This is a genomic window from Aeromonas simiae, from assembly GCF_000820125.1.
Taxonomy (GTDB): domain Bacteria; phylum Pseudomonadota; class Gammaproteobacteria; order Enterobacterales; family Aeromonadaceae; genus Aeromonas; species Aeromonas simiae.
On record NZ_CDBY01000007.1, the window covers coordinates 1 to 15,764 of the forward strand.

Genomic DNA, 15,764 nt, shown 5'->3' on the forward strand with positions numbered 1-15,764 from the left:
TGCGCACCCTCTGGTGGAACTCGCCAATGGATGTCACCAGTACCTGGACGTGGCGGGTAGACCGGCTGGTACGGCTGATGATGCTCGCCAACCGGCGTGCAGTCTGGCATCGCTATCAGCTGGGGCGTCATCAACCACTTCAGCACCGCTCTACCAAGCTGAGTCCGCTTAAACCTGCCCACCGTTACCACCAGGCTCCACTCACCGATAGCGAGCTGGTGGCCCTCTACAAGTTCACCTGCTGCGCCCTGTACCAATCGAGCGAATGGACCGGGAGCCCTGAGCAGGCACCTCGGCTTGTGAAGGTACTACAGCAGTTGCAACAGGCTCTCGCACAAGACGTGCTGACCCGGCTGTCACTGTGGGAGCAAGCACCCTGGGGAGAGATGTGATGGATCTCTACATCACCCTGACAGTGGCAAGCTCGCCACCGAGTTCAATGGCCCACCTAGCCCAACGTGTCGCCGATGACATGGCACACCTGCATCACCGTCTAGGGGATGGGGTGAGCGATGAACTGGGCATCAGTATCAGCTATCTGGTCGAACAGTTTGCGCTGCTGGCAGCTGCTTACCGTTCACCGGAGGAAAAGGAGAAACACCCATGATCGAATTCAACGACAGCTTTAGCCAGGCCTCCGTAGCGGAGGCCATGTGTGCTCACTCAGGGCTTGCCAAGCTCATCAGTCAGCAGTTGATGCTGCCGGGCTTTGCCTATGCCCACGATGTGGAGGGGCGACGTATTGGTGGCCCGCTGGTGGCCCCCAACCCGGTGCTGTACAAGACCATGCTCTTTGTCAGTCCACGTGACATGCGTGAGCACCTGCCACGAGAGATTAACTTCGCCCGCTTTCGCTGCGCCTGTAATGCAGCGGGTCAGCCGGTCGGTGAGTGGCAACGGGTAATTGTCGGGGCCTACGTCAACCACGGTAGTAATGACAAGCCGGATTGGAGTAGTCACACCTGAGCCACGGCCACCAGCACACACAAGACCCCATACAGCCCCTCACTCCGAGGGGCTGTTTGCATTTGAAGGAAGCCCAACCATGCACGACCTGCGTGATTACAAGACCCTGACCGCTCGGCAGATCACCACTGCCATCGGTCAGCTCAACCACAACACCGCGCCGAAGATAATGACCCACCTGGGATTGCGGGCCAGGCAGCCGCAACCACTCGGTAATGGCCGTAGTAGAGCCAAAGCCCTCAAGCTGCTGCGCAGAGTCAAGAAGGCCCACAAGGCGGGGCGTATCCCGTTTGAACTTACAGTGACCGGCTGCCGCATCGACCGAGGGAGCCATCAGGCAGACCGCTACTACTACGACCGAACACTACTGGCCCAGGGCTGGCAGCAATACGACACCGAGGAGGACGCCTGGTACTACGGTATCTGGATTAACACAGAGAAGCTGGAGACCTTTGAATCGCCCCTACTTTCCTAGACACCTTAAGAGCCTCAAACTGAGGTCATTCAGGAGGTGTTATGAGCAAGCAGCAACGTTACACGGAAGAATTCAAACTGGCCGCCGTCAAGCAGGTGACTGAGCGCCATTACCCAGTGGCAGAGGTCGCCGAGCGACTTGGTGTTTCCAGCCACAGTCTCTACGCCTGGCTCAAACGCTACAGCCAGCCCGAAGTGCCGCAACAGCATGACTCCAGCCAGCAAGCAGAGATTCGGCGTCTCAAGGCTGAACTGCGCCGCGTCACCGATGAGCGAGATATCTTAAAAAAGGCCGCCGCGTACTTTGCCAAGCTGTCAGGGTAAGGTACGCCTTCATCCGGGAGCATGCGTCCACACATCCCATCCGCCGATTGTGTCGGATGATGAATGTCCACCCGAGCGGTTATTACGCCTGGCAGCACCAGCCTTTATCTGCCCGCGCGCTTGAAGACCAACGCCTTCTGGGCCAGATCAAGCAATGTTGGCTAGAAAGCGGCGGCGTCTATGGTTATCGCAAGATCCGGGACGACCTGCGAGAGATGGGCGAGACCTGTGGGAAACACCGAGTGGCGCGATTAATGCGTCATGAAGGTTTACGTTCACAAACCGGTTATCGTCGCCGTCCCGGTCATTATAGTGGCCGGCCAACGGTGGTTGCACCGAATCATCTTGAACGCCAATTCGATGTGACTGAGCCAAATAAGGTCTGGGTAACGGACATCACTTATATTCGAACCCATGAAGGCTGGCTCTATCTGGCCGCGGTATTGGATTTGTTTTCACGACAAGTCATTGGTTGGTCAATGGGGCCACGGATCGACCGAGAGTTGGCCATCAGCGCGTTACTGATGGCAGTGTGGCGACGGCGCCCCGAACAGGAAGTGCTGGTTCATTCTGACCAAGGGAGCCAGTTTAGCAGCTATGACTGGCAGGATTTTTTGCGGGATCACCGGCTCAAGGCCAGCATGAGCAGACGTGGCAATTGTCATGATAACGCGGTGGCGGAGAGTTTCTTCCAGCTCCTCAAACGCGAGCGGATCCGACGTAAAACCTATGCGGATCGCGAGGAGGCCCGGCAGGATGTGTTCGATTACATTGAAATGTTTTACAACCCCAAGCGTCGGCACAGTTTCAACAATGGGCTATCGCCAGTAGAGTGTGAGAAGCAATATTTCGAACGGCTCAAAAGTGTCTAGAGAAGCCGGGGCGATTCACTTTACCTATGCCGAGGGGGATACCAGTCATGTGATTGCGCCGAACATCGAGGCGTTTCGTGCCGAGCTGGCGCGGCTCTACCAGTACCACCCGCAAGCACCGGCCTTTATCAGCATCGACCCGAAAGCAGGTGTTGTGACCCACCACTTTGAACGCAAGCCGGAGGTGTGAGATGGCCAAACACATCACCATCAAGGTGCCCGGCAAACATCCACAAACCGGGGAACTCACAACCTTCGAACTCAAAGGCCAGCGCATGGATATCGACATCGGTGGGCAAGCGGTGCCCTTCCTGATTCACGGGAGGGGTATCGGCACCTCGCTCACCCACATCCCGAGTGGCTACCGCATTGCCCTGCTCGGCGGCTGGCTCACCGCTCGTTACGCAATTCCTGAAAATAAGCCCAGCAGAACAGCCTGTGCCCAGATAGCGATGGACCGGCTGGTGGCTCAATACGGCTCGCAGTACCTGCTCAATGGCAAACTGGTTATCAATGAGACAGCTGACTGCGCTCGTTGACGAAAGAGGTCAATGCACACGATGCAACACCGCTTAAGTGACAGATTAGGTCGTATTTAGATAGAAAATAGATTGGCCCCTTGAAGATCCAGACACTTCGCCCCTCTTAACTTAAGAGGTAGTCTTGGAGCTATGTTCAGTACTAGTCACAACGAGAAGATGGTCGAAGTGTTAACAGGGGCCGAGCGCCGTCGACGCCGGACTCCACAAGAAAAGATCGCCATCGTGCAGCAGACCTTTGAGCCCGGGATGACCGTCTCTCATGTTGCTCGCTTGCACGACGTCAACGCAAACCAGCTTTTCAAATGGCGTAAGCAATTCCAAGAAGGGTCTCTCACGGCGATCACCGCCGGTGAGGATGTTGTTCCTGCTTCCGAGTTGGCTGCTGCCATCAAGCAGATCCGAGAGCTTCAGCGTCTGCTCGGGAAGAAGACCATGGAGAACGAGATCCTCAAAGAAGCCGTGGAGTATGGTCGAGCAAAAAAATGGATTGCGCATGCGCCCTTGTTGCCGGGGGACGACGATTAAGTGCTGTGAGCCAGGCTCTTAATGTATCGCGTGCGCAGCTATCCGTTCGTGTTCATCGAAAACCGGGTTGGCAAGATGGTCGTCATCATCGCCAGCGTGATGATGCAGCCTTACTTGGCCGTATCATGGAGGCGATGGCAGAGCTTCCCTCCTATGGCTATCGCCGGGTCTGGGCGCTGTTACGGCGTCAGTCTGAGGCAACAGAACAACCTGTGGTAAACGCTAAGCGGGTATATCGCGTCATGCGCGAACATGGCTTGCTGCTGGAAAGAAAACCAGCTGCACCATTGGCCCAGCAGGCACATAAGGGGCGTGTTGCCGTCAAGGAGAGCAATCGACGGTGGTGCTCAGATGGCTTCGAGTTTCGCTGCGATAACGGTGAAAAACTACGTGTCACGTTCGCCATGGATTGCTGCGATAGGGAAGCGTTGGACTGGGCGGCCAGTACTGGGGGTTACGATAGTGACACTGTGCAAGATGTCATGCTGAGGTCTGTCGAACGTCGCTTTGGGGATTCGTTGCCGGCATCACCGGTGGAGTGGCTGACTGATAATGGCTCGGCGTATCGAGCCCATGAGACCCGCGCGTTTGCACGAGAAATCGGGTTGGAGCCCAGAACGACAGCAGTGAGAAGCCCACAGAGTAACGGTATAGCGGAGAGCTTCGTGAAGACGATGAAGCGAGACTATATCGAGATGATGCCAAAACCGGATAGCCGAACAGCGGTAGGCAATTTGGCCATCGCGTTTGAGCATTATAACGAGCACCACCCGCACAGCGCCTTGGGATACCGTTCACCACGGGAATTTCTGCGCAGTCGGGTATCACAACCCTAAGCGGGAAAAAGTGTCTGGACCTATGGGGTCAAATCCAGAAAATTGATCATTCTCAAGTTTTTTGTTTGTCAAAGCTGAATCAAGGTGTGTTGAAAAGTGCGCCGCTGTAGTATAGAGAGCCTATAGGGTCTGGTGCCAAACGGAGTTATTACTGCTGGTTAGAGGCATAGATTCATTTTTTACAACGTTCGGGGTTTTTGAAGATGAAAATTACTGCTAGACGCACAGCTATTTGTTTAATGGTTTCCGCCAGCCTTATTCTCTCTGGCTGTGCTAGCACTGGGAGCTCGATGACAGGGAATCAACCGGCAACAGATTCAAGACTCACTAATGGCCAAGAGGCTGAATTTTTTAGTGCATCTGGATTCCAGGCGTGTGCCGTTGCGGCAGGTATGGGTGTTGCAGCTTGCATGCTTTTGAAGTCAGAAGAAAAAACTCAGTGTGCAATAAAAGCGGGCATAGCTGCATGTGGTGTTGCGATGGGGGCTAACTACTATCTTGATAGTCGTCGCGCCGAGTATGCCAATACCACCGATCGTTTGCAGGCAATGAACAACGATATTCAAAAAGATACCGAGGTCGTGGTTGCTCGCACCAATACTGCAAAGCAGGTAATTGCTGACAATAGTAAAACCTTGACCCAAATTGCTAAAGATAAAGACCAAGCGGGTTTTGACAAGGCGGTAGCACAGCGCCAGCTCGGCAAAGTCGATGCAGATCTGGCTCAACTCAACAAAGAGTTGACCAATATGCGTAAGAAGGCGGCCGAGTACCAGCAAGTTGCCAAAAGTGAGCAGAGTGAGGCAACAGAGGCAGAGTTGGCGATGGTCAATACCAAAGTGCTTGAGCTGAACAAACAGATTGCAGTATTGGAACAAGAGGTCAATGGCCTTTATGACCAGCGCAGCGCCATCACTGTTGGTTGATTATCAACCACTGCATCATTACCGTTAAGGAAATCGTCAATATCTCGGGTTTACCGGGGTATTGACAGGAAAACGTCATGAAATTTAGAGCCGTCTATCTGAGTAGCTTGCTGGTATTAACTGGTTGTGCCACCACCCCTGCGGATTGCGATCCTGCCAACCGCAGCGCTAGTCTACTCACCAAAATGAGTTGTGATTCCTCTGGAGGATATCGCCAAAAGGTCAACGACCAAGAGCAACAGCTGCAACGAAATCAGGAACTCAATGCACTGTCGCATCAGATCTTGACCGACATGGAAAACCGCAAGCAGCGTTCAAACACGACTCTGGCACAAGAGCAAGCGGATCAGCAGGCACTGAAAGCCTCATTGAGCCAATTGGTGTCCCAACTGAAACTTAAAGTGAGCAACCAAGCCGGTTTACAGCAGCAGATCACCGAGCTGGAGCAGGCCGAACAGCAGTTCACCCCCTCCTCAAATGATAATGCCGCTCAAGTTGCAGCGAGACAAAAAGAAGCCGCAATCCTCGAAGCCAAGGTTAAAGAACTGAATCAGAGCCTGGGTTACTAGACCTGAAATATTCGACCTGGGTTACTGGATTAATCAGGCTTAGCGGACGAGTGATTGCTAGCCAGCACTCTCTAGCCGCCTCTTGGAAGTGAAGTCTCTTTATGCAGCGAATAATATCGGGTACTCCGATTGACGAACAAACGCTCGAAAATTATGAGCAGAGCCTTGCTGTGCTCTGTCGTCATTTTCCTCCCCTCATTACCAGCCTGTTTGCGACGGCGCGTCGTAGCTTTGATGGTAATCTGGAATGGTGGAGCGAGCGTGAAGGGCAACCCATACCGCTGAGTGCACTCCCTGCTACCGAACAAGCCTTGCTGCAGGAGAAATGTCAGCTTCGCCAAGAGGCGATCCGTCAACTGGCAGAAGAGCTGGCTCGCCGTGGTGAGCCAGCTCTTGCCGAGCGACTGCATACCTTACTTAAGCAGACGCCACAACTGTCATGCTACGGCATCAATGGCGAGCCGGTGCTGGTTCACTGGGGGATCCCGCCGCAGCCCGCTGAGCCAATGCGGCTAGAGGAGCCAATACGGTTAGCAGAACCCACCCCGAGGCTTAGCAAGGGGCGCTGGATTACCGCCAGGCATCTTGGCTGTCTGGCGGCGATGTTGTTGGCACTGCTACTCGGGATCCTGCTGCTGCGCTGTTGGCCCGCATTATTCCCATCGGATCTCCCATCTGGCAGTGAGCTGCTGACCGAGCTGACCAAAGAACAGCCCAGCGTCAGCCTAGCCAAACAACATGATTTTGGCCGTATTCGGGTCAACCTCAATTGGACCAATCCTAGCGCAGACAGCGCTATTGATCTGGATGTCGCGGCCTTAGTGCGACTGAAAAATCAGAAAAAAACCGGGGTTGAAGCGCTCAGTCGTTTGTTTGGTGATTATAACAATGCGCCTTATGTGGCGCTGGAAGGGGATGATCGCAGTGGGGACAACAGTCATGGGGAGTGGCTATTTATTAACGGCACTCATTGGCAGCAGATCGATGAGGTACTGATTTATGCCTTCATCTATAGCGGTGCTTCTAATTGGCAAAGTACTCATGCCACCATCACTATCCACATTCCCGATCAGCCATCCATTACGACTCGTTTGACCGAAGGGGGTGATGATAGACCCGTTGGTGTCATCGCCCGGCTAATCAATGTGGATGGCACCATCAAAGTTGAACGGATAAACCAGTATTTCGACGATCGAGAGAGCATCGATCAGGCGTTCGGATGGGGTCTTGAGTGGCACCCAACCAAGGGTAAACGCTGACCTAGCCTGCTGCAACGCAGACTAGATCTCGCAACAGCATAATTAGACTTTTCGAGGGTTTACAGATGCAGGGTTCCATTCAGGGTCCATTACTGCGCAGTGGTCATAATTCCGCGTTTAAGGCGCTCGGTGAGACCGGATTCCCTGTCTACCGCATGGCCTCCCAATTACGGGAGACCATTCGCCGCTTGGATACGGGCCACAATCTTGCGCGCCATTTGGCAATCCCGCAAAACGATCAGGGGGGAGATAGAACTGACTGGTACAGCAGCTTTGCGGGAGATGTGATCCCTTGGAACAGTGCCACGGAGTCTGAGCGAGCAGCGGCTTACTCGCAGTTTGAATCCTTCACGCTGGCGGTGTTGGCACTTAGCGAGCGGCTACTTACCACTGATGACAAGCACAGTGGTGGCGACAAACGGGTCTTCGCGAGTTTACTCAAACAGGTGGTCAATTTTCCGGATCAGGATTTTGTTTATCTGGTGGATGGGGTGTTAGTGATCACGTTTTGGGGATTTGTGCACGATAACGGCGAACAGCGCGACCCAATGCACTGGCTAAGGCCCGTTAGCTCGAGCTCGGTCATGCCGGGAGCGGCCGTTAGTCCCCCCGTCCCTGCGCTTGAGATTGTGCCTGCCACAGGCTCGGCGCAGACGATTCCCGTGTATGTCCAGCCGGTAACACCGACTATTCAGACAGAAGGCTGGTGGTGTCGCTGGCGCTGGCGTTGGTTGCTCTGGCCGCTGTTGTTGCTGGCACTGTTGGCGTTGTTGCTATTTGGTCTACGAGCTTGTGCCCCCAGCATCTCGCTGCCAGGCGTATCATCGACGGGCTTGCCGATGCTCGGGGATAGTACGGTAACGGTTCCATCATCAGGGTACTCGCTGCCTGCGCTGCATAGTGCTGGTGGGAGCGCTGATATGGCAGCTGCGGTGCCTGGCCGGGCATCAGAGCAGGATAAATCTGCGGCTAGCGCCGCTTTAGCGTCAGGTGATCCGCTCACGCCGCCTTCTGCCGCTTTGGCTAACAGTGAGGCATCCGCGCCATCCAATCCCCCGAAAACACCGATGCCAGTCGCGCCAGCCGCTAACCTCACGCCGCCAGCGAGTCCGCCCACCGCTGGCGAAGTGACGAGTAAAAGAGCCCCGCACGAGTTGGCTCCTCAAGATAAGGCGCTGGCGATACCGCCGACCATTGCCAATGGGCCAGCTCAGTTTTTAGACGGTGATTGGAAAGTCAACGGGGGTATTCAGGACACCCAGACCGGTAAGCCCTTGCAACTGCAATACAGCTTCAAAGATGGTAAAGGCCAAGTCAGCCTGCGTCAGTCCAATGGGGTTGTGTGTCAGGGGGCGGCAAACGGAGTGATGGCAGATGGCCAATTGAGTATTAACAATCAGGGGCCGGCTGAGTGCAGTGATGGATCCAGCTATATGATCCCCAAAATCGAATGCCAGCCGGGTACGGACAATGGTACCGACTGCGTGGGTAGCAATGACGGTGAGCAGCAGTTCCCCATCAAAATGCGCCAGAAAACTCCCTAAGGGCAGGAAGAGACAATCATGTTGCCAGAAATAAAACCATTTGATCGTCAGGTCACCCTGGTGGGTGATTCAGGGATCCAGTTTATGGATTTCGGTCTGACACTGGGTCGCGAACAGGCTGGCGAATTTGTGGAGCTGGCCAGCGGCGTGCTCACTCGTCTGCTGTACAACGAAGAGAAGGATTTCCATTTTTTCCAGCCAGGGCCCGACGCCATCGAAAAAGCACGCGCCAAGTACGATATCGCACTCAAGAATAGCCTCGAGTTGCTGGACGGGATCTGGCTGCCGCTACCGCTGTTCCGGTTTAATCCTCCCCACGTCTACAACGAGGGGCCGATCAACTGGTCACGTTTTCGACTGGTGAAACTGCAAGAACCGGATCTGGATGGCCATACCCATCGCCTGACCCTGGTTTTTGATACCCGGATCATGGCCAAGTTACACGGTGCCGCCGATCTGGGACCAAATCAGGAAGATGTCAGTGCGGGAGCCACGTTCCAGATAGCCACCTCGACCTATGCCCTTGGTTGGTATCTGACCCAGCCTTGGCTAAAGGAGTGGCTACTTGAGGTCTTTAATGATGCGAGCAAGGGGCGCGATAGAGAGGAGCGGGAGAGCGAGATACAGCAACAATACCCGGTTGCGCATTACCTTAATCTGCTCTCCTTGCTGGCCAAGCCGGTCGCCGATCAGCAAAGCAAGGAGCCGCCACGGGTCGAGATCCCACAATTCCGCATCATCGCTAACGGCGAAACCAATGCCATCAAACCGATCCCGGTAGATCTAGTGCTCGATGTGGGTAACTCTCGTACTTGCGGCATTTTGATTGAGGATCACGGTCAGTCCGGATCCGGCCTGATGCACAACTATGTGCTGCAACTGCGGGATCTGAATGCCCCCGAGCAGGTTTACAGCCAGCCCTTCGAGAGTCGCATCGAATTTTCACAGGCCTTCTTTGGCAAGGATCACTGCTCGGTACGCAGTGGCCGCCATGATGCGTTCCAATGGCCGACAATCGCTAGGATCGGCAACGAAGCTGGCCGATTGGCCAGCCGCCGTCGCGGCAGTGAAGGCTCTACTGGCCTGTCCAGTCCGAAGCGCTACTTGTGGGATGAGAAGTTCTATGGTCAGGGTTGGCGCTTCAACACGGCCTACCAGCAACACGATACCCATCCGCTGGCAACGGCAGCCCCGTTTGCGAATCTTATCAATGAAAAAGGGGAAGCGTTGCACACCATAGAGGATGAGATGGATCGCATCCCGGTGTTTACGCCGCGCTACTCACGCAGTGCCCTGATGACCTTTATGCTCGCAGAGGTACTGACCCAGACGCTGACCCAAATCAACAGCCCGGCCCAGCGCACTCGCCAGGGTCATGCCGGTATCCCGCGTCAGTTGCGCAATATTATCCTCACCGTACCGCCCGGCATGCCGATGGCAGAGCGCTGCATTCTTGATGAACGGATGCACCAGGCCGTGGGGCTGGTGTGGAAGGCGCTGCGCTGGCATCAGGGGGAACAAGACCCTTACCGTTGTCAGGAAGAGGGGAATGTGCAGGATAACATCCAGGTGCCACTGCCCCGCGTCCGGGTGGAGTGGGACGAGGCCTCCTGTGCCCAACTGGTCTACCTCTATACCGAGATCAACCAAAACTTTGCCGGTCATCCGGAGGAGTTTTTTGCCGCGCTGGGCCGTCCCGACAGAAAGAACCGTGAAAGCATCACCCTTGCATCCATCGATATTGGTGGCGGCACCACGGATCTGGTGATCACCGATTATGCCCTCGATCGCAGCGGGCAACATGGGGCAGGCGTGAATGCCCATATCGTTCCGCAGCAGCGCTTTCGCGACAGTTTCAAAATTGCGGGGGACGATATACTGCTCGATGTGATCCAATTGTTGGTGCTACCTGCGTTGGAGGCCGCGCTAAAGCAGACCGGCGTTGCATCAGTGGACACCCTATTGTCTCAGCTCTGTGGTGCCAACAACGTCAGTGCTGCGGAAGCGGTGCTGCGCCAGCAACTCAACTTGCAGGTATTTGTCCCGATTGCCCTTAATCTGTTGGGTCGCTATGAGCAGTACGATCCGCAGGGGCCTAGTGCGAAAGTGAACGAGAACCTGCGTTATGGCGACTTGCTGCCAGCCAATAATATCAGTGAGGCGGTCGAGGCGTTTGTGCGGCGGGAGGTACAAAAAGCGGGCGGTGGCAGTGATTTAAATTTGTGCGAGGTACCTATCACCTTCAATTTGGCGCAATTGCATCAGGCGCTGCTGTCTGGCCGTTTTAACATCTGTAAGGTGTTAACCGCGCTGTGTGAGGTGATGGCCAATTACCATTGCGACATGTTGCTGTTAACCGGGCGACCCTCTTTGCTGCCGGGCATTCAGGCCTTTATTCGGATGTGTCTGCCACTGCCGCCGGGACGCATTTTACCGCTTCATGGTTACCATACCGGCAACTGGTATCCGTTCCACAAGAATGGCCAAATCGATGATCCGAAGAGTACCGCCTCGGTGGGGGCCATGATCACCTTATTGTGTGCCAACCACAGTATTCCTAACTTCCATTTCCGCACGGCGGCGCTCAAGCCTTACTCCACCATCCGCCATATGGGGATCATCGATCTGCAAAATATCATCCGAGATCATGATGTGACCTACCGTGACATTCAGTCATACGAGGGCCAGATCCGACTGCCTAGCAGCGGTAGTTCAGAGACTGATACCCCAGCTTGGATCATGCGTGGTGATTTGCGACTCGGGTATCGCCAACTCGATACCGAACGCTGGACTGCGGCCCCCCTCTATACCTTGCGTTTCAGTGACGAGGGACGGGCCAAATATACCCAGGCCAAGTCCACGGATGGCAGCTCGCCTTATCTCGAGGTAAAGCTGGCCATTGGCAAGGATAACCGGGCCAGGGCATTGGGACTTATCAGTGACAAGCTGGTGGTCAGCGAGGTGAGCAGCAACACCGACAAAACGTTCAATAAGCGGGATCTCGAACTGGAGCTCAACACCATGCCAGATGCCGGACTCATCGATAGCAGACACTGGCTAGATAGCGGGAGTGTAAAACAACAATGAAGCCTCAACAGGAGATCCTAAGCCAGGGCTGGGCAACCATCGAACGCAGCGCCCTAGATGCACTTGCCTGGGTCGATGCAGTACGCCATGACTCCCATCGTCTCGACAACGAGGCGGATAAGCTCAACCTCAGTCTGCACAGGGCCCGCAATCTGGCTAGCAGCCTCAAACGGGTGGCTGGCACACCCATGACGGTGGGGTTTTTCGGCATTTCCCAAGCCGGTAAATCCTATCTGATCTCAGCCTTGGCTGCGGGCTGCAATGGCGCGCTGGAGGGACGCTATGGGGAGCGTCCGGTTGACTTCATCAAGGAAGTTAACCCGGTGGGCGGCGGCAAAGAGGCCACCGGTCTGGTCACGCGGTTTACCCGTGCCAAGACCACAGCCCCGGCGAATTACCCGGTGCCCTTGCAGCTGTTTAGCGAAATAGACTTGGCCAAGATCCTGGCCAACACCTGGTTCAACGATTTCAACCACGAGCTGCTGAGCTATCAGCTCGATGAAGCGCGCATCGAGGCGCGGCTGCGACCGTTTGAGGATCGCCCCATCAACCCAGTGGCCAACAACGGTGTCAGCCGTGATGATGTGGTGGCACTGTGGGACTATCTGAACGGCAGTTTTAGAAAATCGGTGGAAAAGCTCGAGCATGGCTATTGGCCGCGGGTATTGCAGCTGGCACCCACCCTGACGCCCACCGAGCGGGCCGAGTTGTTCTCCCTGTTGTGGGGGGAGCAAGCTGAGCTGACCGAGACTTATCGCAGCCTAGCGACCAGCCTTGCCAGACTGGGGCATGCCAAGACGGTCTATGCCCCCCTTGATTGCCTGTTGAATCAAGGTAGCGGCAGCGTCAGTATCATGAACGTGGATAGCCTCAGCTTGTTGGGATCCGCCCAGAACAGGAACATCGAGATCTGTTGCCAGGGGGATGATGGCCGGCACACGCCCGCATCGATTGCCCAGGCCCAGCTGGCAGCCCTTACCACCGAACTGATCTTTCCAATGGTCGAGGGGTCAGAGGATAGCTTGGTGGAGCAGGTGGATCTGCTCGATTTCCCCGGCTACCGAGGTCGCCTTGCTATTAGCAAGCTGGAGGAGGCCACCAGCGCAGGCGGCAGCCCTATTTCTCAGCTTTTGCTGCGCGGCAAGGTGGCATATCTCTTCGAGCGTTATACGGATAACCAGGAGATGAATGCCTTGGTGGTCTGTGCCAGTGCCGCCAAGCAGAGTGACGTGACCAGTGTGGGCCCCGTGCTCACTCGCTGGGTAGAGAAGACCCAAGGCAAGAGCGCCAATGAGCGGAAGAGTCGCAAACCCGGCTTGTTTTGGGCGCTGACCATGTTCGACATGCGAATCAACAGCGGGCTCAACTTGACGCAGGCTCAGCTCAAGGAAGGGTGGGATGGCCTGATGCAGCAAACCCTGCTGGAGCGTTTTGGCCAATATGACTGGATCCAGGAGTGGGCGCCGGGTCAGGCATTTAATAACTGTTTCTTGGTGCGTAAACCCGGTATGCCGGTCCCTTTCTTGAGCATGGAAGGGGGGCGAGAAGTGGATGTTGCGCCTCAATACGCCGGCGTCCTGCAACAGATGGCTACCTCCTTCGTGACAGGAAAAGGCGTGGCACAGCATCTGGCCGATCCCAAGGCGGCGTGGGAGGCCATGCTTTCGCTTAACGATGGGGGTATGACCCGGCTTGGCTGCGAACTGAGGGGGGTGGCTCATCTTGAATTCAAGCTCGACCGGATCCAACAGCAGCTGCACGCCAAGCGCAAAGAGCTGGCGGAGCACCTGCTGGGTCGTTGGTATGAGCAAGATGGTGACGGCCAACTGGCGAAAAAGCGGGAGATAGGCAAGCTGCTCTGGACCGGGCTCGGGGCCCGCGTTAACTCCCTCGGTGAGCTGATTAGCCAGCTGGATCTGCCCGCAGCGGAGTTGAGCAATATCTACCTCAGTATTCGCGAGGATGCATCCAGAGAGACAGGGGCAGAACCGACTGCTATTTCGCCCTATGGCAGTAGCCCTGCCAGTCCATTTGGGCAGATGCCATTTGGCACGAGTCCTTTTGATAGCAGCCCCTTCGAGCCGGCTGATGTCGCCGTGGTGAGCACCGCCGCCAAGGCTGAAGCTCGGGTAGGCCAGGATGATGGCTTCGCCCGTGAGGCGTTCAAGGCGTGGGTCGCTCATTTGCGTGATTTGCCCACGCAGAAAACCCTGCTGGCTCAGCTTGGTATCGAGACCGAATTGATCGATTTGCTCACCGAAGAGCTGGTGACAGCGGCCAACCGTTTGGATCTGGAAGGTATGTTGAAACTAACCTTGGCCGGGCAGGAGCAGGCGGGCGTGCGGCGAGAACAACAGCTGGCACGGCAAGTGATGAAGGCTCAGTTCACCTTGCGTGATTTCGTGGCTTGGTTTGGTTTTTTGGGCATGCCACCAGAGAAGGTGCCAAACAGCTTTACGGGCGTTAAGGGCAAGCTGTTTGCCCGTGGCGCTGAAATAGGCCCGAACGAGTTGCCTTGCCTACCCCCTACCCCGCTCAGCCCTGCCATGGCGTATTTGGGGGACTGGCTCTCTTCCCTGGTACTGATCACGCAAGATAACGCAGGCCACAGTGCCACACGGGACATTTCTCACGATCAGAATCAGCGTCTGGGTCAGATCATCCATCAATTAAAACAAGAGTAAGCACCATGCTAGCCAAAATAATTGCTACCGACCCCGCTGTGCCAGGCGAAGCCCAACTACTGATCCGGCTACGGGGCGTCACCGATCTGGTGGAGAGTCTCGAATTTGCCCTGCTCAATAATCAGCAGAACTATTTACAAGAGGGGGACCAGTGGAGCCCGGCTCCCCATTGGTTCAGCATCAGCGGCGGTTATCCACTGCAAAGCGGTAGCGGTTTTCGCGTGGGTGCCGCGATAGTGGATCCCTTGCTGGTCAACCAGAGTCCGATCCAGCTCCACGTCAAGCTGGCCTCTGGCGAAGACCGTCATACCACCTTGCAAGTAGCGCGCGAGGCAGTGCTCCCTTCCAGTGCCCGAGGAGAGGTGGGTGAATATGGCGGCAGTAGTGTCATTAGCACGCCCGTGGTTGAAGCTCCTCAGGTACCAGAGCTAGCGCCTGTTGGGGTGCCGGTTGAAATTGAGCTGCCAGCCTTCAGTGCCGAACCCGAACCCGAACCCGAACCCGAGGTCGAAGCAGAACCAGAGCCCGTGCCGGTGGCTACGCCCTTACCAATGGCCTCTACGGCTGCGCCCAAATCCAAGACCCCACTGATCCTTGGTGGTGTCGTGCTGTTGCTGCTGCTCGGTGCTCTGATCTTCTGGTTTAGCCGCCCGGCAGATGCACCATCCGCCGCTGCGCCGGTAACCGATTCCATTGCTGACACGGCTGCCGAACCGGTGACCGATCCCACTGCTGAAACAGCTGCCGAACTGGTTGCTGCAGAGCCGGTGGTTAATGAGGCCAGCGGTGAGGCAACGGATGATGGTTGCAGTGCAACTAACTTGGCAACCAAGAGCGAATTAGCGTTTGTGCAGGCCTGTATCGCAGAGCAACCGCCAACCGATGCCTTATTGGCAGTGATCCAGAACGCCAAGTCCGCCCAGAAATGTGGGGTGGCGCAGCGCCTTTATGCCAACCGTGCGCAGGGGGGGGACAGCAAGGTGGCCCTGGCCTATGCCCGTGAATATGATCCCAAGTTCCACCAGTCGAACGACTGCTTCAAAGAAGCCGACAACGCCACTGCCGCTTACTGGTATGACACCGCACTTCAGGTTGAGCCCGATAATGCCGAGGCAAAACAGCGCTATGAGGAGTTAAGCAAGTGATGGCAACAACC

At 55.8% G+C, this 15,764-nt stretch carries 15 protein-coding genes; all 15 read left to right on the forward strand.

Annotated features, from left to right (window positions below):
• The coding region (locus tag BN1134_RS00605) for a hypothetical protein (protein ID WP_042044627.1) at positions 1-392 on the forward strand (392 nt) is incomplete at its 5' end.
• Positions 392-607 (forward strand): hypothetical protein, encoded by a 216-nt coding sequence (locus BN1134_RS00610; RefSeq protein WP_029303599.1) that lies wholly within the window; start codon positions 392-394, stop codon positions 605-607. The genes BN1134_RS00605 and BN1134_RS00610, both read left to right, overlap by 1 nt.
• Positions 604-966, forward strand: coding sequence for a hypothetical protein (locus BN1134_RS00615; protein WP_042044629.1), 363 nt, complete (start codon positions 604-606; stop codon positions 964-966). The genes BN1134_RS00610 and BN1134_RS00615 overlap by 4 nt, the downstream gene beginning before the upstream one ends.
• A 79-nt stretch (positions 967-1,045) precedes the next feature.
• The gene (locus BN1134_RS00620) at positions 1,046-1,441 is read left to right on the forward strand and encodes a hypothetical protein (protein WP_232300572.1); all 396 of its coding nucleotides are present in this window, start codon (positions 1,046-1,048) and stop codon (positions 1,439-1,441) included.
• A gap of 41 nt (positions 1,442-1,482) precedes the next feature.
• A protein-coding gene (locus tag BN1134_RS00630; protein ID WP_156991611.1) for an IS3 family transposase occupies positions 1,483-2,636 on the forward strand; the annotation gives its coding sequence in 2 pieces (ribosomal slippage) (positions 1,483-1,720 and positions 1,720-2,636; 1,155 coding nt in all).
• Positions 2,629-2,826 (forward strand): hypothetical protein, encoded by a 198-nt coding sequence (locus tag BN1134_RS00635; protein WP_042044632.1) that lies wholly within the window; start codon positions 2,629-2,631, stop codon positions 2,824-2,826. Before BN1134_RS00630 ends, BN1134_RS00635 begins: the two co-directional genes overlap by 8 nt.
• A gap of 1 nt (position 2,827) precedes the next feature.
• Positions 2,828-3,175: a hypothetical protein gene (locus tag BN1134_RS00640; protein WP_042044633.1), complete on the forward strand. Its 348-nt coding sequence runs from the start codon at positions 2,828-2,830 to the stop codon at positions 3,173-3,175.
• Between the two features lie 159 nt (positions 3,176-3,334).
• A protein-coding gene (locus BN1134_RS19010; RefSeq protein ID WP_100654772.1) for an IS3 family transposase occupies positions 3,335-4,539 on the forward strand; the annotation gives its coding sequence in 2 pieces (ribosomal slippage) (positions 3,335-3,653 and positions 3,653-4,539; 1,206 coding nt in all).
• Between the two features lie 203 nt (positions 4,540-4,742).
• Positions 4,743-5,465: a hypothetical protein gene (locus tag BN1134_RS00655; RefSeq protein ID WP_042044634.1), complete on the forward strand. Its 723-nt coding sequence runs from the start codon at positions 4,743-4,745 to the stop codon at positions 5,463-5,465.
• 77 nt (positions 5,466-5,542) lie between these two features.
• The gene (locus BN1134_RS00660; RefSeq protein ID WP_042044635.1) at positions 5,543-6,034 is read left to right on the forward strand and encodes a hypothetical protein; all 492 of its coding nucleotides are present in this window, start codon (positions 5,543-5,545) and stop codon (positions 6,032-6,034) included.
• A 101-nt stretch (positions 6,035-6,135) separates the two neighbouring features.
• Complete coding sequence (locus tag BN1134_RS19520) at positions 6,136-7,293, forward strand: hypothetical protein (protein WP_042044636.1); 1,158 nt, start codon at positions 6,136-6,138, stop codon at positions 7,291-7,293.
• Positions 7,294-7,358: 65 nt separating this feature from the next.
• Positions 7,359-8,837, forward strand: a complete 1,479-nt coding sequence (locus BN1134_RS00670; RefSeq protein ID WP_084214656.1) for an SrfA family protein — start codon at positions 7,359-7,361, stop codon at positions 8,835-8,837.
• 18 nt (positions 8,838-8,855) lie between these two features.
• A complete protein-coding gene (locus BN1134_RS00675; RefSeq protein ID WP_042044637.1) occupies positions 8,856-11,924 on the forward strand; it encodes a virulence factor SrfB in 3,069 nt (1,022 codons plus the stop codon).
• Positions 11,921-14,608 carry a putative virulence factor gene (locus BN1134_RS00680; protein WP_042044638.1) on the forward strand — a complete coding sequence of 896 codons (2,688 nt, stop codon included), beginning with the start codon at positions 11,921-11,923 and terminating at the stop codon, positions 14,606-14,608. Before BN1134_RS00675 ends, BN1134_RS00680 begins: the two co-directional genes overlap by 4 nt.
• A 5-nt stretch (positions 14,609-14,613) precedes the next feature.
• Entirely contained in the window at positions 14,614-15,753 is a 1,140-nt protein-coding gene (locus BN1134_RS00685; protein WP_042044640.1) for a hypothetical protein, read from the forward strand.
• Positions 15,754-15,764: the final 11 nt, after the last annotated feature.